Origin of the sequence: Acinetobacter sp. YH01019 (assembly GCF_013420285.1) — a bacterium.
Lineage (GTDB): Bacteria > Pseudomonadota > Gammaproteobacteria > Pseudomonadales > Moraxellaceae > Acinetobacter > Acinetobacter gandensis.
The window spans coordinates 19,928-38,578 of record NZ_VOYM01000027.1 but is presented as its reverse complement, the minus strand read 5'-3'; the positions used below and the strand labels follow the sequence as shown (position 1 = coordinate 38,578).

Here is an 18,651-nt window from a genome sequence, read left to right as displayed (position 1 = left end):
GCAGGGTCTTGTGGTGGCGCACCTTTGGATATTATTAAAAAATACATTGAAAACCAACAAGGTTAAAATCTTTGAAATTCACCTCCACCCTGACTGTCGGGTGGAGTCCTCTTTCACTTTAAGATAGTGCTGTTCACAACATTTACACCCTGTATAAATACGATTCTTTTGCCACCTTGGGTACATTTAAACAAGCATACGTATGAACACAAGTTAAATCACGCGTCGCCAAATGTAGAGATATCTTTATGTTCATCCCCATACGAATACAGTTAGCCATCAATAGTTAGAAAAAGTTCTGTCAAATACTGATCAAAAAAGGAATGCTAAAGCATTCCTTTTCATGATATATAAAAAATACCAGTCCAATCCTTTGTTAAAAGTTCTCTGGATTTTCCAAGCGACGAACTTCTTGTACTTTCTCTGGATTATGTACAGCCGCAACACCATCATCTGCTTTAGTATCAATCAATGCATCTGGGTTATACACTGTTATGGTTTCATTGCCATGAATATCTTCCCCCACAATGTATTGAAAGCCCTTTTTATTCATCTTATGGCACATACGTTGATACCAACCTTTAAAGCCAGTCTTTTCTTCATTTGGGTTGTAGTAAAAGGCATTCATTACCGCTGGCAAGCCAAGACCACATACAAGACCAGACATTAATACCGCAATAAAGGTATAACCAATCAATATACTACTGTATTCACTAAGCTCTGGAATGTTTGCAACCGCAAGAATTAAGGCGAGCGAAATACCACCACGCACCCCTCCCCACGAGAGTATAGCTAAACTACCGTTATAACTTTTTTTGCGAAAACTTGGGAAAAATGCAAAAGATAAATAGTTGGCTGCGAAGCGTGACGCATGCAAAATAATGAAAGCAACTATCCCCCCTAAGATCAGGCTGAAACTTAAATCAAGAATAAATAATTCCAAACCAATCAAGGTGAATAGGAAAGAATTAATAATCCCTTCGACCGTATGCCAAAAATGATTTACTTCGCGAATTTCACGATCTTGTAAAATCTCTTTCCACTTATTTCCCACGATTAAACCACCAATTACACATGCAATTGGTGCAGATGCATGGGCAAATAGCGCAACCAAATAAGATCCACAAGCCAGTAATGCAGTCGTTAGGATAAGGGATTCCATTTCATGCTTGCCACGCAGTAGACGTAAAATACCCAGACCAAATGCCCAACCAATAATGACCGCAACCACGATTTCATAGAGTAAGGTTTCAAGCGTTCCCAAAACAGTGAAATGCTCGCCCTGTAATACATTTAGCAATGTCATGAAGACCGCGATACACATAGCATCATTAAACAGTGATTCACCTTCTAGCTTCACGATCAAATGATGTGGTGCGCGAACCGAGCTTAAAACCCCTTTTACCCCAATTGGGTCAGTCGCACCTAATGCTGCACCTAATAACAGCAGTACAACAAGGTCGACGTGATTGCCGATAAGAAATTGATAGCCATACAGCACAACACCAAAAAAACAGGCACACAATACAAGCGCGATACTGGCTAAAATACTGATGGGTTTCCAATGTAAACGTAAGTCAGAAACTTTAAATTTGAGTGCTGATGAAGTCAAAATAAAGCAGATCACACCATTGATTAGAAAGTCATAAAAATCAATATGGCGAACTGCTTCTTCAATATTGTGTAAATTAATGGTAACGAATTGGTTACCATTTAACAGGCTTGCACCCCACTGCAAGATAAATACAAAGATGGCGGAAACAATAGGAACACCAATAGCTTGCGGAAAGCCTAATATCCGCTTATTAAATATTGTAGTTGCGATTGAGAGCGCAAAAATAACTGTAAAAACTTGAAGAAAAAAGTAATTTCCCATTTCATTCCCAATTTTGGTGCTATGTCGCCTACATAGTGAGATATAGGTATTTATAAAATAAATACTAAATTTTTTAGCATTTAATTTTTAAATATTGTACCGAATTTAAAATCACGTGCATGTATCATTTAAGTTTTTTAACACATTCAAATCAGATCATTTAAAATATGAGTTCTTTGCTCGTTTAATTGCACATTTAGCACGATTACTGATTCTTATGCACCAAACCATTAAAACCGTATTCCGTCTTTTTTTTGCAGGTGTAATTTTTTTAATTACCGCCGCTTTAATCTGGACTTGTATCAGTAAAACACAAGAAATTTTACAAGCTGAAACGCATTATCAAAAAGCAAAAACTATTTCTCTAGATTCAAACGTTCAAGAGCAATTGGTGCTTGTATCGAATAATAAATCTCCTGACAACGCCATTTTTATTGTGGTGGCAAACAATGGATTTATTGCCAAGATCAACTGCGAGCACCATCTCTCAGATATCTGCCTCGATGACTATAATCAAAGCCACACACGACAAATTCAACATATCGAATTATTACAGACGCGTCAGTTAAGTTACATTAAAAATGTTACGTTTACGGATAGTCGTAGCAAAAAGCAAACAACGCTAAATTACGATGAGAACCAATTGAAACAGTTCTATCAACATGATATTTCAGGCTTGAAATTTATTGTGTTTGGTGTGGCTTTATTTGCATTAGCTGCAATGTATGTCAGCATTCGAATTATTCGTAATTTCAAATCATTCTTAAATAAATAAGCGACAATACAAGTTTAAAAAAAGAGGATAACAAGATCCTCTTTTTTTATTTTTGAGTTTTAAATCGGTTGATTGAATGTATCACAGCTATTAATGCTGCCAGATTTCAAACCAATTTCGAACCACTTCATACGTTGCTGACTCGTACCATGGGTGAAACTATCTGGAACCACTTGTCCTGTCGCACTTTTTTGCAAGTAGTCATCACCGATTTTATGTGCAGCATCCATTGCTTCTTCAACATCGCCTTGTTCCAAGAATTGCGTACGCTGTTGATTATGATGCGCCCAAATTCCAGCAAAGCAATCTGCCTGCAACTCCTGCATAACTGAATAACGATTACCTTCAGCTTTTGACGCTTGGGCACGGGCTTGCTGAACTTGTTCAGAAATACCTAAAATCGTTTGAATATGATGTCCCACTTCATGTGAAACCACATAGGCTTGGGCAAAATCTCCGGCTTGATCATTTCGATTCAATTCAGTTTGGTTTTGCTCACCAGAAATACCCATTTGACTACGCATATCTTTAAAGAATGCTGTATCAATGTAAACTTTTTGATCGGCTGGGCAATAAAATGGACCCATAGCAGCTTGAGCTGTACCGCAGCCTGAATTTACCACACCATTAAACATCACCAATTTAGGCGGTTTATATTGCGCATTTAACTGCTCTTGAAATACTTTGGTCCAAGTATCCTCGGTATCAGCAAGCACCGTACCCACGAATTGCATAGCCTCCTGTTGTTCAGGGGTTGGGTTGTCCAAACCTTTGACTTCAGCACTTTGACCTTGTGAGGTGACTTGCTTGGTTGCTTGATACGCCTGCTGCGGATCGACACCGAAAAACTTCCAAGCCACAAATGCAACAACTAAACCCAATATACTGATACCGCCAGCCTTAGCACCGCCACCACCGCGACGGTCTTCCACATTCGAGCTAACTCTTCGACCTTTCCAGCGCATAGTGATCTTCCTTATAGAAAATATTGAATATCAATGTGTTTTATTTGATGATGACTTATCTGACTTCGGCCAGACTTTTTGGATCATCAATACAACACACAGCACAATTAAACCTGCAATAAACCCAATAACCAAATTAATCAAAGTCGGTGTTAAAGCACCAAAAATGCTACCCACTGTCGGAATATGCTCAGCATAATCAACAGAACCTTCAATAAAATGATGTAACAGCGGCACACCATGGGTAATAATACCGCCGCCGACCAGAAACATTGCAATTGTTCCGACAATTGTAAGGGTTTTCATTAATTTAGGCGCAAATGCAAGCAATCCACGTCCAATTTTTTGTTTAAAGCTTGAAGCCTGCTCTGTTAAATAAAGACCTAAATCATCAATTTTTACAATCATGGCCACAAAGCCATACACACCTACAGTCATTACGATAGCAATCACTGAAAGCACCATGACTTTGGTACCAAATGCAGCTGCGGCCACAGTACCTAGTGAAATCACTACTATTTCGGCTGACAAAATAAAATCAGTTCGTATCGCCCCTTTGACTTTTTCTTTTTCAAAGGTGGCTAAATCGGTCTCGATTTTCTGCATTTCAGCACTAGCCGTTTCTTCTGTTTTAGCTTTTTTATGATGCAAACTATGTAGTACTTTTTCTACGCCTTCATAGCATAAAAATAAACCACCTATCATTAGCAGTGGCGTAATCAACCAAGGTGCGACTACGCTAATCAGTAAAGCAGCAGGAACAAGAATTAATTTATTTACAAATGAGCCTTTTGCAACCGCCCATACAACCGGAAGCTCTCGCTCAGAACGCACTCCACTCACCTGTTGGGCATTTAATGCGAGATCATCCCCTAACACGCCTGCAGTTTTTTTGGCAGCCATTTTACTCATGACCGCGACATCGTCGAGCACCGTTGCTATATCATCAAGTAATATTAATAAACTACTGGCCATTATTTTTATCCTTAGGGCATTTTTTAATATTGTAAGGTGAATTGATCAAATATTTGTATTTAGTTTTTTAATATATAACAAAAAAATCACTCAAATTTCAGCCAAATGTGCCGCGTCAGTAACATTCAAAAAAAGAATGCCGTACAATGGTGCCATTCTTTGATATATAGCCGTAGCATTGACTACCTCTTGGAACAGATAATGAGTACTCAAGATAATCGTCCAGTGATTTTGACTGGTGACCGTCCAACTGGACAATTACATTTAGGTCATTTTGTAGGTTCTTTACGTTCACGTGTGGGTTTACAAGATTCTCATCATCAGCACCTTCTTTTAGCTGATGCGCAGGCATTAACAGATAATGCTGACAATTTTGAAAAAGTACGTCGCAATATTATTGAAGTTGCTACAGATTATCTAGCTGTGGGCATTGACCCAACTAAAACAACAATTTGTGTTCAATCATGCTTACCTGCATTAAATGAACTGACAATGCTCTATCTTAACTTCGTGACAGTTTCACGTTTAGAACGTAACCCTACGATTAAATCTGAAATTCAAATGCGTGGTTTTGAACGTGATATTCCAGCTGGCTTCTTATGCTACCCAGTGGCTCAAGCCGCTGACATCACAGCATTTAAAGCATCTGTCGTACCAGTCGGTGAAGACCAAATTCCAATGATCGAACAAACCAACGAAATCGTTCGTCGTTTAAACCGTCAAATTGGTCGAGAAGTTCTGCCTGAATGTAAAGCATTACTTTCAAATGTAGGTCGCTTACCTGGCTTTGATGGTAAAGCAAAAATGTCCAAATCATTAGGCAATACCATCGTGCTTGATGCGTCAGACAAAGACATCAAAAAAGCTGTCAATGCGATGTACACCGACCCAAACCATCTTCGTATTGAAGATCCAGGTCAAGTCGAAGGCAACGTTGTATTCACTTATTTAGATGCGTTTGATACCAACAAAGAAGAAATTGAAGAGTTAAAAGCACACTATCGCCGTGGAGGTTTAGGTGATGGTACAGTGAAAAAACGTCTTGAAGCTGTGTTAAAAGAGCTAATTGGCCCGATACGTGAACGTCGTATGGAACTACAAAAAGATCCTGATTACATCATGGATATTTTAAAAACAGGTACTGACAAGTGCCGCGATATCACACAGCAAACTTTAGACGAAATTAAATCGGGTCTAGGTGTATTCCACTTCTAAACATTTGGTTTATTTCAGTAGTTAAAAAGCCTTTCAAAATGAAAGGCTTTTTTAATACTCAAAAAACAATATGATTAACTTCACAGAATCTCCTTAATTTTAACGTTAGGTAACATGACTTAACGTGAACACCAATGAAATGACTGGTGGTTCACTTTATTATCTTTTTATGTTTTATGAATTCCCCAATTCATAACATTTCTCCTTTACCGAACCTGTGAAAACAGATTCGTTGTTATACGCAGTGAATACCCCAATCATTGCGTATTTTTTTGTCCCTAATTTGAGTCATAGAATTTAAGCCATAAAAAAGCCCGCATTAAGCGGACTTTTTTGACTAAAACTTGTAATTAGTTTTTATGACGCATATGCGGGAATAAGATCACTTCACGGATACTTGCAGCATTGGCAAATAACATCACCAAACGGTCGATACCAATACCTTCACCTGCGGTAGGAGGTAGACCATATTCAAGTGCTTCAATGAAATCAGCATCATAATGCATAGCTTCATCATCGCCTGCATCTTTTTCAGCAACTTGTGCTTGGAAACGTTCAGCTTGGTCAATTGGGTCATTTAATTCCGAGAAGCCATTCGCTAACTCACGGCCACCAATAAAGAACTCAAAACGATCTGTAATATGTGGGTTGTCATCATTACGACGTGCCAATGGCGACGTTTCCGCTGGATATTCAGTAATAAATGTCGGCTGACGTAACTGAGTTTCTACTGTTTCTTCAAACACGATAGTTTGAAGTTTACCTAAACCAAAGCCTGGTTTAACTTGCTCTTTCAGTTCATTTTTAATGAAGTTCGCAAGGAACTCACGGTCAGAAACATTTTCAGGTGTGAATGTAGGATTGTGTTCAAGAATCGCATCAAACATTGAGATTTTCTTGAATGGACCTTTGAAGCTATACACTTCTTCACCATAAGGAACATCAGTAGAACCCAAGATATCAATTGCAAGTTTCTCAAGCATATTTTCAGTCAAAGCCATCAAGTCTTTGTAATCTGCATAAGCTTGGTAGAATTCGATCATGGTAAATTCTGGGTTGTGACGTGTAGACACACCTTCATTACGGAAGTTACGGTTGATTTCAAATACGCGTTCAAAACCGCCAACGACCAAACGTTTCAAGTAAAGCTCAGGTGCGATACGTAAGAACAATGGCATATCTAAAGCATTGTGATGAGTCTCAAATGGACGCGCAGACGCACCACCTGGAATCACATGCATCATCGGTGTTTCAACTTCCATGAAACGTTCATTGCTCAAATATGAACGAATACCAGACACCACTTTTGCACGAATTTCAAAAGTTTTACGTGTTTCTTCATTCATGATGAGATCAAGATAACGCTTACGGTATTTAACTTCAGTATCTGTTAAACCGTGGAATTTATCTGGAAGAGGACGAAGAGACTTAGTTAAAAGCTCAAAATGTTCAATGTGAACATAAAGATCACCTTTACCAGAGCGACCGATATAGCCTTCGATTGCAATGATATCACCAAGGTCTAGACCTTTAATTGTTGCTAGCACATCAGCAGCCAATTCTTTACGTGGTACATAAAGCTGGATACGGCCCGTCATGTCTTGGATTACAATGAATGAACCACGGTTCAACATCACACGACCAGCGACTTTTACATGAACCTGTTCACCTGCTTCAATTTCTTCTTTTGATTTATCAGCAAACTGGTCTTGTAGATCTTGTGCATAGTGTTCACGCTTAAATGTGTTAGGCCACGGGCTAACACCTGTTTCCTTGGCGTGCTCTTTGATGTGCTCTAACTTGGCATGACGCTGTGCAATTAAATCGTTTTCGGAAATGGCTTGTTCAGAAGTCGATTGAGCGTTATGTTGCGTCATCTCTGTCTCAAATAGTTAAAAATCGGAAGTTGCATAGCATAGCAGATTTACTTCCGCTTGAGCAGTAAGCGCATTCAGCATTTTTAATAAAATTAAAATGATTCAAGCAAATTTAACGCTTTCAGCCATGTATCCCCCATTTTGGAATATTTTGAGTTCACCTTGCCAAATGCTTAAACGCTGCATTTAATATAGCAAACCACACCTATATATTCTTTTAAAAAATACCCATACCCGTTACGATTAACATAAAAAATATCAAATAAAATCAACTACTCGCCCTTCTAACCTTTCATAGGGTTTCGAAACCAATTTAAGACTAAAGTCTTTATTTGACAGACGAATTAGACCAATAGCTAGATTATTAAAGCGTCTAAATTGACTACAATAAGCACATAAATTCGTTGAAAAGTAAAATATTCAACTCAGAAAATATTTGAAAACAGTGCGTAGAAAAACAATGACCGTAAGCTCATCTAAAATTCTGTTTTTACATGGTTTAGATTCATCGCGTGAATCTACAAAATTCCATGCCATTGATGCAAAGCATAAGTTTTGTATTGAAGTGGACTATCGCAACTTAAATTTTCAAACGGTTGCCGATTTTTATCATGAAAGTATAGAAAAGATTCGCCCGGATATTATTGTAGGTCATAGCCTTGGAGGCTATTGGGCATTAAAAATGTCGCTATTTCATCGTATTCCTTGCGTGATTGCCAATCCGAGTTTATATCCAGATTTTAGAGATGATTATCCGGCCATTAACGATGCCGACTTGGATCATGATATTCCTCAGATCGCCTATTTGGAACTTGGTGATGAAATTTTAGATATGCATCGGGTTGAACATCAGCTGGAAGACTATATGCAAATTCAATCTGTCCAAGGCGGTCATCATCGCTTGGCCTGCCCTGAAAATATAAATCAACTTATTCAACTGATTGAAGAAAATTATCTACATCAATACTAAACTATTTTCAGGTCTTTATTCTTCAACTTCTATCTATAAAAAATAATCATAAAAAAAGGCCTTGTCATCAACAAAGCCTTTTTTCAATTTCAAACGTATCAACTTAAGACATATCAACGCATTTTAAATTATGCTGCAGCAACTTCTGGACGTGATTTATCGTCAAGAACAGACCAAATCTGCATCCCTAAATCTTTGTGCAAATCAGGAAGATCAAGGAAAATGCTTGCACCCAAAACTTCGTGATGACATTTTTCAGCTAACTGTTTAACTGCGCGCAAAGTACCACCTGTTGCCAACACATCGTCCACAATAATTACTTTTTGTGATTGAATTTCTGCAGACATTTCTAAACGATCTAGACCGTATTCTAAGCTATAGCCTACACCTACAACTGGGGGTGGTAACTTGCCTGCTTTACGAACTAAAACAAGACCTTTACCTGTACGCTGTGCAAGCAAGCTTGCCAATACAAAGCCACGCGCTTCAACAGCAATAAAGCTATCTACTTCTGCTAATTTTTCTGCAGGAATACTTGCAATCAAAGCGTCTGTTAATGGACCAATGTTATTCATGAATAACGGTGTAAGGTCAAAGAAGCTAATCCCTGGTTTAGGGAAATCTTGGACAGTACGAATGTTAGACCACAGTGCAGCAGCAGTAGAATTACTCATAATAGGAGAAAAATAAATAAGGAAGGAATGTGTGAATTTTAACGCTTATTCAAAAAAAAATACAGTGATAGACATAGAATAGTGACTGATTAAAATACAGCAATTTTACATAAAATATTGATTTTATTATTTTATTTATTTAATAAATATCAAATATGTATTTATCTAATTATAAAATAACTGATTCATCGATTTTTTTCTGCGCGACTTTAGTCTTAATCGCATGAAAAGTGAAACAAAATAGCTTTGCTCTTGGAGCGATGAAATCACTGTCTAACCAAAACTAGTCCAGACCAAAGTTGTTTTGTCTAACAAAAATCGAAAGATTTAGGTATTTAAAGATATTTATTGTCCTCGACTGCCATTCTGCTTTTAATTTCGCTGATTAAACTCTTAGCCACTTTACTTTATAGTCAGAACTGCGTAAAAATTTAACATAAGCGTCTACTGTATAAGGCAAAGATTACCTGTACAGGAATGAAATTTTTACTGACCTTATTTTGCGTCAGTTTTTGGAGAATGGAATGAAAAAGTATCAATGCATCGTTTGTGGATGGATTTATGACGAAGCAGAAGGCTGGCCTCAAGACGGAATTGTTGCTGGTACTAAATGGGAAGACATCCCCGATGACTGGACTTGCCCAGATTGTGGCGTATCAAAAATAGATTTTGAAATGGTTGAAATCTAATAACCACATTCAAAGACCATCTTCGCTATGGTCTTTTTTTTGCCTGTAAAAATATAAATCGCATTTGGAGTTGAGTATGCACCCTATCGTCATTATTGGTTCTGGTATGGCGGGCTATGCCGTAGCACGTGAGTTACGCAAGTTAAATCCTGAACAAGAACTTATCATGATCTGTGCAGATGATGCCTATAACTATGCAAAACCAACCCTGTCAAATGCTCTCGTTGCCAATAAAGCACCTGAACAAATTGCCTTAGGCGATGCAGCAAAAATGTCTGCACAACTAAATATGCAAATCATTAATAACAGTTGGGTAAAAAGCATTGATGCAAGTTCACACAGCTTAAGTTACGAAAAAGATGCTCAACTCAACACACTAAACTATTCAAAACTTGTACTAGCTGTAGGTGCCAATCCGATTCGCCTTGCAATTGCGGGTGATGGCAGTGATGACATTCATGTCGTGAACAATCTTGACCATTACAAAGCCTTTCGTAAGCAACTTGAGGCGCGTAGCGACAAACGGGTTGTTATTTTAGGTGCGGGTTTAATTGGTTGTGAATTCGCCAATGACTTACAAAACACAGGCGCACAAGTTACCGTAGTCGACTTAGCTCCACAACCTTTGGGGCGCTTATTGCCTGCACATGTTGCAGATCAATTTCAAACAAATCTTGAAGAAACAGGTATTCAGTTTGTATTAGGCACAACTGTTGAAAAAGTGTCGCGTATTGATAATGGTGACTATCTCGTCAACCTTGCAAATGGTCAAACACTGGTTTCAGATGTTGTACTGTCAGCAATCGGTTTACAACCAGAGATTAACTTGGCAAAAGCAGCTGGAATTCATACCAGTCGTGGTATATTAACCAATACCGGCCTAGAAACCAACTTATCTGACATCTTTGCAGTAGGCGACTGTGCTGAAGTGAATGGGACATTACTTCCGTATGTGATGCCAATTATGCAACAGGCTCGCGCTTTGGCGAAAACCTTAAATGGCGAACAAACAGCAGTGCATTATCCAGCAATGCCTGTAGCGGTAAAAACTCCTGCTGCACCATTAACCGTACTTCCCGCACCTATTGATGTTGAAATTCAATGGGAAACTGAAGAATTGGACGATGGTATGATTGCTCGTGCTATTGATGCTGATGGTGTACTGCGTGGATTTGTATTATTGGGTGCTACAGCAGCGAAGCAACGTTTAACTTTGACTAAGCAGGTTCCAGACTTGATTCCCGCTTCAGTTTAAGGTTTAAATACAAGGACGTCCTGTAAACAAGACGTCCTTTTTTAGGAAAAACAATAATGAATAGTGCCCTTCAGTTTAATGTCTCACCTTACACATCTTTTATGCATGAAACTCGTGTTGATTTGGGTAATGGCATTGAATTGCATGTAGAAGCTGGCGGTAACCCAGATCATCCAGCCGTATTACTGATCATGGGTCTAGGGGCACAAATGTTGTATTGGCCTGACTTTTTCTGTAAATCTTTGATTGATCAAGGCTATCGAGTTATACGCTTCGATAACCGTGATATTGGCCTTTCAAGTAAAATTCGTAATTCGGGGCCACGCTTAAATACATTTAAATTGATGGGTCGTTTTGCTTTGGGTTTAGAAAACCAGGGCGCACCCTACGATTTATATGATATGGCCGATGATGTTGCGCTACTGATTGATCGTATGGGTTTAGATAAAGTACACATCTTAGGAGCATCGATGGGCGGCATGATTGCACAAATTGTTGCTGCGCGATTCCCGGATAAAGTTGAAAAATTAAGCTTGCTCTTTACCAGTAACATTCAACCGTTGCTTCCTCCCCCTTTTCCCAAACAACTCTTTAGTCTGATTGAAAAACCGAAATCTAGAGACGAAGATGGTATTATTGATCATAGCTTGCGCGTTTTTAATATTATAGGCTCGCCAGGCTATATTAATCAGCTCGAAGCACTACAGACTGCGCGTAAACTGTATAAGCGAAGTTATTATCCAGCGGGTGTACTTCAACAGTTTTTAGCAATATTATGTACAGGTTCCCTGCTGCAACTAGACAAACAGATTCAGCATAAAACCCTTGTCGTTCATGGGTCATGCGACCGTTTGCTACCGCCAAGCCATGGTAAGGCAGTTGCAAAGGCAATTTCAGGTGCTAAGTTTGAATTAATTGATGGAATGGGGCATGATATCCCACCGCATTTTATTCCATATCTTAGCGGTTTGTTTGCTGATCACTTTAAAACATAAATTAGGACACTATGGCTGCATTACCATCTTTAAGACAGCTGTCATATCTAGTAACACTGTCAGAAACGCTGCATTTTACTGAAGCTGCGCGTCGTTCTTTTGTCACCCAGTCAACTTTGTCTGGCGGGATCATGGAACTTGAGCGTTTATTAGGTGGTGTATTGGTCGAACGCGACCGACAAAATGTACGTTTAACCCCTCTTGGCGAGCAAGTTGTTGGCCGAGCCCGTGTTCTATTGGCTGATGCCCAAGACTTAATGCGCTTAAGTCGTGAAATGAGTGAACCGTTGACAGGTGATCTGCACTTAGGGGTAATTCCAACAATTGCACCTTTCTTACTTGCGCCATTGCTCGAAGAAGTCCACAAGCAATTGCCAAAAATTCAGTTGTACTTACACGAAGCACAAAGTGAAAAAATCGTAGAGAAGTTAGAGCATGGTAACCTTGATATGGTTCTGCTTGCCCTTCCTTTTGATACTCGTGGATTAAAAGTTGCCGAAGTTACCAAAGAAACTTTATTCTTGGTCTACAACAAAGCAGATCAAAATGCAGTCCAAGCAAAATCACTGGATGATCTAGATATTTCACGTTTGATGCTTTTAGAAGAAGGACATTGCTTACGTGACCATGCATTAAGTGCATGCCCAATTGGCGAACGTAAAAATGATCACCGCTTAAAAGCGAGCTCTTTACCGACATTGGTTGAAATGGTCTCTGCTGACCTCGGCTTTACACTCTTACCTGAGATTGCTATTCATACCAATATGATTAAAGCAAACCCTGATTTGGCTGTTAAAGAAATTGAAGCCGGCCCAAGTCGTACCCTTGCTTTAGTGACACGTAAGAGTACACCACTACAAAGCGAGTTTGATGTATTACTGCAAATTCTGCAAAAGATCACTAGTGACTTACATTAAGTTATTAAGTTCTTTGGAGTTTTTAAAAGAGAGCATTGATGCTCTCTTTTTTATTTAAATATCGTTAAAATTTGTTTAAGAAAAAGTTAGATCAAATTATTTCTATAAAATAATAAATGAATATTTACTACAAAATAGTAAAGAAAAAGGGCTTACTCATTCAAGTAGCCCTATAAGGAATATGTATGACAATTTTGAGTGTCCTACCCCTAATATCATCTTCACACTAGCCAGATAAGTAAGAAGATACAAACTATATTAAGATTAAGCTCACCATGATTAAATCCCTATAATTGGGTATTTTAATCTGCATTTGAGAATAAAAAACCAGATATACAATAAGATAAAATATATTTAGGTTAAGTCATTCACAGATTAATTAATCTCATCACTGCAGATATATATTTTAGCAAAAGTGAAAATATTGAGTCTTAATTAGAATAATTATACTTTGGTCTTATTAATTGGGTAAAATTAACAGAATTCTAATTCAAAAACGCACCAAAAAAACCTTAAAAAATAAAATTTATTATTTAGAATAACTTTACAGTTCTCCAAAATTGCTTATCTCGACAGCGATACAAAATTATTTTATTGCTCTCATAAAAACTACATTAAACATAATTTGTGTACTAAAACACCATAAAAGCTTCTATATGCGTAGCATAAACAATCAAAAATCAAACATTATAAAAAATATAATGAATCACAATAACTTAAATATACTTTAGCAATCAAATACCTAGTTTCAGGTATTTTTTTTCACATCTAAATAACGCACATTAGGCAAATGCAATTCGATTAAAAAAATAATAGGGGCTATTTATGCCAAGCGAATTTTTATTACCAGTTCCAGTCTTGATCATTGATCACCAGATGGTCACGTCGAAAACTTTACTTTGCCACATCCTTAAAGATTTAGGCTACCCTGAAGAAATTGTCACATATACTTCAAACTTGAAAGATGCTGAATTCAATATTTTCAATCAATTGCCTAATCTTATTTTCTTTGCGGTAACACAACAATCTGATATCGCTTTTATTCAAAAAATTAAAAAAATATATCCTTCGAGTAGTTTGATTATCTTAGTGAAAACACAATCCACTGATTTAACTCTACATGCTTTACAACTCGGTGCTACAGCATATTTATTAATGGATCAGCCAGCTGAAGATACGTATAAACAATTAAAAGTTATTTTGCGTGGAGGTGCTTCTTTGCATCAAAGTTTTGCATCTTATTTGCTGAATGAAACCTTTAGCAATCAATCTGAACAGGAACATAAATTAAGTTTAAAACCAGCAGAATATCAAATACTCAATATGGTGAGCCACAGTGCGACACAAGAACAAATGGTCGATGAACTCAAATTTTCCACCTATCAAATTGATGGTTTTATAAAAAACATTTATCGTAAATTGATCAATTATGCTTAGACTTATCTTTACCCCATCATTTAAATGTGATTCAAACTCTGCCAAACATAATTATTAAAATTGAAAAAGGAAGCCGAAGCTTCCTCTATTCAAGTTAAACAATCAGATAAAAACACATAATTTGCTTATTTAATTTCTTCAAGTAACACGCGTTGAGAATTATGCGGTATCTCACCATCTTGCACCTTGGTGCGAATCCATCGACCATCACTTTGTAACAACCAAGCTTGCTGATTATCTTTTAGATAATTAACCAATCCAAGTTGATAAATACGTTTCTTCAAAGCTGGATCTTCAATTGGAAAACATGCTTCAACACGGTTGAATAAGTTACGATCCATCCAATCCGCACTTGAGCAGTAAATACGGGCATTGCCATTGTTGCTGAAATAATACACACGGGTATGCTCAAGAAAACGTCCAACAATTGATCGTACGCGGATATTTTCAGATAGACCTGGCAAACCTGGACGTAGGCAGCATATCGAACGAATGATCAAATCAATTTGCACACCAGCTTGTGATGCTTCATACAATTTATTGATGAGTTGAACTTCTGTTAAGGCATTCACTTTGACAATAATTTGTGCCGGTTTCCCAGCTTTAGCATTGGCAATTTCAGTATCAATAAAATTGATGAGTTGAGCATGTAATGTAAATGGCGCATGTAATAACTTTTTCAGTTTAGCCATTTTGCCCATACCAGTTAGTTCTTGGAAGATACGATGCACATCTTCACATAGCTCTTTATCAGTTGTAAGCAAACCATAATCGGTATAAATACGTGCATTGCCTGCATGGTAATTACCTGTACCTAAGTGTACATAGCGTACCAGTTTGTTATTTTCACGGCGTACCACCAAAATCATTTTGGCATGGGTTTTATAGCCAACGATACCGTAAACAACTACTGCTCCAGCTTCTTGTAATACATTCGCTACAGCAATGTTTGATTCCTCATCAAAACGTGCACGCAGCTCAATCACAGCAGTGACTTCTTTACCATTACGTGCTGCTTCTGCCAGCACTTGTACAATTTCTGAGTCTGCCCCACTGCGATACAACGTTTGCTTAATTGCTAAAACTTGTGGATCGCGTGCTGCTTCACGCAATAAGTTAATGACTGGTGCAAAAGATTCAAACGGATGATGCAATAAAATATCTTGCTTTTGCATGGCACTGAAAATGTTTTCTGACTTTTTCAGCACTTTTGGAATCACAGGAATGTGTGCATCATAACGAAGATGTGGACGCTTGAAGTTTGAGAGTAAACGAGCAAGGTTGACAGGCCCATCCACTTTATAAAGTTGCTCTTCTTCTAAATCAAACTCATCCAGCAAATAATCATAAATATGTTGTGGACAATTTTCCGTAACCTCTAAACGCACAGCACGACCAAAACGACGTGAATTCAACTCGCCTTTCAGTGCTTTGGCTAAATCTTCTACGTCTTCATTTAAGGCCAAATCTGCATTACGTGTGACACGGAATTGGTAACAACCAGTTGCCGTCATACCTGGGAATAAATCTGATACATGTTCATGAATAATGGCCGATAACATCACATGATGTTCTTTACCACCAGTTAATTCATCTGGTAAACGTACAACACGCGGTAATGAGCGTGGCGCAGGTACAACAGCAAGGTCAATTTGACGACCAAAGGCATCCTTTCCTTCCAAAGTGACAATAAAGTTCAAAGACTTATTCACCAAACGTGGAAATGGATGCGCAGGGTCTAAACTGATTGGGGTTAATACTGGTGCAACTTGTTCTTGGAAATACTTTTTTACCCAAGCCGATTGTGCAGGCGTTAATTCCCCACGGCGTAAGAAGCAAATATCTTCCTCACGCAGTTTAGGTAAAATTTCCTGATTTAAAATACGATACTGGCGTTCAATTGCAGCATGCGCTGTCGCAGAAATTTCATCTAACACCTGTTTCGGAGTTAAGCCATCAGGGCTACGACTTTCATTACCTAAATCGAGCTGCTCCATCATCCCTGCAACACGAATTTCAAAAAACTCATCGAGATTACGCGAGAAAATCAGTAAGAAATTCATCCGCTCTAATAATGGATGAATGGGGTCAACCGCTTGTTCAAGTACACGCAGATGGAAATCGAGAATCGAAAGTTCACGATTGATATAGCGATCATTATAAGTATATTCAGTTGGAACTGGCGTGACTTCAGCTGCGGTATTCATCTCAAACCCATAATTAACAATGTGTGATGTTCTGCTTTAAGTATGCTTCAAATTTGTGACAATTTCATAAAAAAAGCCCATAAAAATGGGCTTTTTGTTTCATTTCAAAACGATGCTTCGATATTTTAGAATATTTCAAATCATTTAATTTGGAATGTGGCTGTAACGCATATATTTTTGGATCAACCGTTTACGATAGTTTAGCTTTCTATCATTTCGATTTTCATCATAGTATTTAGGATTCGGTAAAATTGCTGCAATAAACGCAGCCTGTTCACGACTTAAACTACGTGAGCTTTTACCAAAATAATGCTGTGTTGCTGCTTCAACACCATAAATATTATCGCCAAACTCAACAGAGTTAAGATACACCTCTAAAATGCGTTCTTTCGACCACATTCGTTCCATCATCCAAGTAGCAATTGCTTCTTGACCTTTACGAATAAAAGAACGCTTATTGTATAAAAATAAATTTTTAGCCAATTGTTGTGAAATCGTTGAACCACCTGCAACAACTTTACCTTTGTCCTTATTACGCTCTAGCGCAAACTGCATACCTTCCCAGTCAAAGCCTTTATGCTGTAAAAATTTACCATCTTCCGCAGCAACTACAGCATGTTTTACATAGTCACTAATTTGGTCATAATCACGCCATTCATGCTTAATCGGTTTAGACGGCTCTGACCAATAATCAAGACGCATCATCATGGTCGATTCGACAGGATGTGTACGCCACCACACCAAACTACTAAAAATCCAAAGCTGTACGAGTAGGAACAAGCTGACAAGAATTAACAATGTACGAACAATAAAGGCTTTCATGTCAGTGCGTTACTCCGGAAATTCTGTTTTTTCATGTTAAGCTTATTTTTAAATACATTGACACAGTACAAGAATAGCATGTCTGAACTTAAGCCTCCCGCTGTATCAACCAGCAAACTACAAATCCAACTTTGGTGGATTACAGCACTGCTCATCGCCATCAATGTCGGACTGTTTGGCTGGCAGATTTTAAATGGCATGAACATCAGCCACCCCGACACTCTCGATGCACTACGATGGGGTGCTGATTATGCACCTTTAACCTTTTTAGAGGAACCCATCCGCTTATTCACTAGCATGTTTTTTCATTTTGGCTTAATTCACCTCATGCTGAATATGTGGGCATTGTATATTTTTGGCAGCATTGCTGAACAAATGCTTGGACGTATTTATTTTATCGGTCTGTACCTTCTCGCTGGGTTGATGGGCAGTTTACTGAGTGGCTATTTAACGATTCAAGACAGCTATGCCCTCCTTGCAGCAGGAACAGCTGATCAGAGTTTATTCCCAAGTATTGGCGCAGGTGCATCAGGCGCAGTTATGGGCTTAGGTGCTGCCCTAACTATTCTTTCATTGATGCCTATTTTGCCAGGCCAACGCTTTTTACTTGATAAAAAAACCTTGCTGATGGTGATGGGGATTAACTTAGCCATGGGTTTTATGATTAGCGGGATCAATAATGCAGCTCATATCGGTGGTATGTTAATGGGTGCACTGTTGGCTTTCATCTGGTATATCGGTGAAAAAATACAAAAGGCCATCCTATTTAAAATCGTGGGTCTTATGCTTGGCATCATCATCATTTACTTTTTTTATCAATATTGCCAACAGTTAATTCAGCCAATTGCCCCACTTTGGGAACACTTTATTCTACTAATGAAGAAATCCTTGGCTGGCTAATTGCTACCACGAAAATCACATCTGTTAAATAAATAGAGCGCGATGTTTGCGCCCTATTTTGCATATTTTGAGATTCAATGACTCAGGTTTCATAATAATGAT

The 18,651-nt window shown here is 38.2% G+C and carries 16 protein-coding genes; 9 read left to right on the top strand and 7 right to left on the bottom strand.

The window, feature by feature from the left end; genetic code table 11:
- Positions 1–376: 376 nt before the first annotated feature.
- Positions 377–1,876: a sodium:proton antiporter gene (locus tag FTT84_RS08465; protein ID WP_180058121.1), complete on the bottom strand. Its 1,500-nt coding sequence runs from the start codon at positions 1,874–1,876 to the stop codon at positions 377–379.
- A gap of 217 nt (positions 1,877–2,093) precedes the next feature.
- Between FTT84_RS08465 and FTT84_RS08460 the strand changes: the two genes are divergently transcribed.
- Complete coding sequence (locus FTT84_RS08460) at positions 2,094–2,651, top strand: hypothetical protein (protein WP_180058127.1); 558 nt, start codon at positions 2,094–2,096, stop codon at positions 2,649–2,651.
- 59 nt (positions 2,652–2,710) lie between these two features.
- On the opposite strand, the gene FTT84_RS08455 is transcribed toward FTT84_RS08460, so the two are convergent.
- A complete protein-coding gene (locus FTT84_RS08455; RefSeq protein WP_067762333.1) occupies positions 2,711–3,616 on the bottom strand; it encodes a neutral zinc metallopeptidase in 906 nt (301 codons plus the stop codon).
- Positions 3,617–3,646: 30 nt separating this feature from the next.
- Entirely contained in the window at positions 3,647–4,591 is a 945-nt protein-coding gene (locus FTT84_RS08450) for a DUF808 domain-containing protein (protein WP_180058120.1), read from the bottom strand.
- Between the two features lie 201 nt (positions 4,592–4,792).
- On the opposite strand from FTT84_RS08450, the gene trpS reads away from it, so the two are divergent.
- Positions 4,793–5,806 (top strand): tryptophan--tRNA ligase, encoded by a 1,014-nt coding sequence (trpS, locus tag FTT84_RS08445; protein WP_067762329.1) that lies wholly within the window; start codon positions 4,793–4,795, stop codon positions 5,804–5,806.
- Between the two features lie 350 nt (positions 5,807–6,156).
- Here trpS and lysS read toward each other — a convergent pair whose 3' ends face one another.
- Positions 6,157–7,683 carry a lysine--tRNA ligase gene (gene lysS, locus FTT84_RS08440; RefSeq protein WP_067762325.1) on the bottom strand — a complete coding sequence of 509 codons (1,527 nt, stop codon included), beginning with the start codon at positions 7,681–7,683 and terminating at the stop codon, positions 6,157–6,159.
- A 460-nt stretch (positions 7,684–8,143) separates the two neighbouring features.
- Between lysS and FTT84_RS08435 the strand changes: the two genes are divergently transcribed.
- Positions 8,144–8,653 carry a YqiA/YcfP family alpha/beta fold hydrolase gene (locus FTT84_RS08435; RefSeq protein ID WP_067762323.1) on the top strand — a complete coding sequence of 170 codons (510 nt, stop codon included), beginning with the start codon at positions 8,144–8,146 and terminating at the stop codon, positions 8,651–8,653.
- 128 nt (positions 8,654–8,781) lie between these two features.
- Here the strand turns inward: FTT84_RS08435 and FTT84_RS08430 are convergent, their stop codons facing one another.
- Entirely contained in the window at positions 8,782–9,327 is a 546-nt protein-coding gene (locus tag FTT84_RS08430) for an adenine phosphoribosyltransferase (protein ID WP_067762321.1), read from the bottom strand.
- Positions 9,328–9,851: 524 nt separating this feature from the next.
- Here FTT84_RS08430 and rubA point away from each other — a divergent pair.
- The 5 genes from rubA to FTT84_RS08405 all read left to right on the top strand — a co-directional run bounded on the left by rubA (position 9,852) and on the right by FTT84_RS08405 (position 14,620).
- Complete coding sequence (rubA, locus tag FTT84_RS08425) at positions 9,852–10,016, top strand: rubredoxin RubA (RefSeq protein ID WP_067728945.1); 165 nt, start codon at positions 9,852–9,854, stop codon at positions 10,014–10,016.
- A gap of 76 nt (positions 10,017–10,092) precedes the next feature.
- Positions 10,093–11,271, top strand: a complete 1,179-nt coding sequence (locus FTT84_RS08420; protein WP_180058118.1) for an NAD(P)/FAD-dependent oxidoreductase — start codon at positions 10,093–10,095, stop codon at positions 11,269–11,271.
- A gap of 56 nt (positions 11,272–11,327) precedes the next feature.
- Entirely contained in the window at positions 11,328–12,266 is a 939-nt protein-coding gene (gene estB / locus FTT84_RS08415) for an esterase EstB (RefSeq protein WP_067762317.1), read from the top strand.
- An 11-nt stretch (positions 12,267–12,277) separates the two neighbouring features.
- Positions 12,278–13,183, top strand: coding sequence for a LysR family transcriptional regulator OxyR (gene oxyR, locus FTT84_RS08410; RefSeq protein ID WP_180058116.1), 906 nt, complete (start codon positions 12,278–12,280; stop codon positions 13,181–13,183).
- A gap of 825 nt (positions 13,184–14,008) precedes the next feature.
- Entirely contained in the window at positions 14,009–14,620 is a 612-nt protein-coding gene (locus FTT84_RS08405; protein WP_180080856.1) for a response regulator transcription factor, read from the top strand.
- 125 nt (positions 14,621–14,745) lie between these two features.
- On the opposite strand, the gene ppk1 is transcribed toward FTT84_RS08405, so the two are convergent.
- Together ppk1 and mtgA are read right to left on the bottom strand one after the other, a co-directional pair.
- Entirely contained in the window at positions 14,746–16,827 is a 2,082-nt protein-coding gene (ppk1, locus tag FTT84_RS08400) for a polyphosphate kinase 1 (protein WP_067762311.1), read from the bottom strand.
- Positions 16,828–16,971: 144 nt separating this feature from the next.
- Positions 16,972–17,649, bottom strand: coding sequence for a monofunctional biosynthetic peptidoglycan transglycosylase (mtgA, locus tag FTT84_RS08395; RefSeq protein ID WP_067762309.1), 678 nt, complete (start codon positions 17,647–17,649; stop codon positions 16,972–16,974).
- A 78-nt stretch (positions 17,650–17,727) separates the two neighbouring features.
- On the opposite strand from mtgA, the gene FTT84_RS08390 reads away from it, so the two are divergent.
- The gene (locus tag FTT84_RS08390; RefSeq protein ID WP_067762460.1) at positions 17,728–18,549 is read left to right on the top strand and encodes a rhomboid family intramembrane serine protease; all 822 of its coding nucleotides are present in this window, start codon (positions 17,728–17,730) and stop codon (positions 18,547–18,549) included.
- The last annotated feature ends 102 nt before the right edge of the window (positions 18,550–18,651 follow it).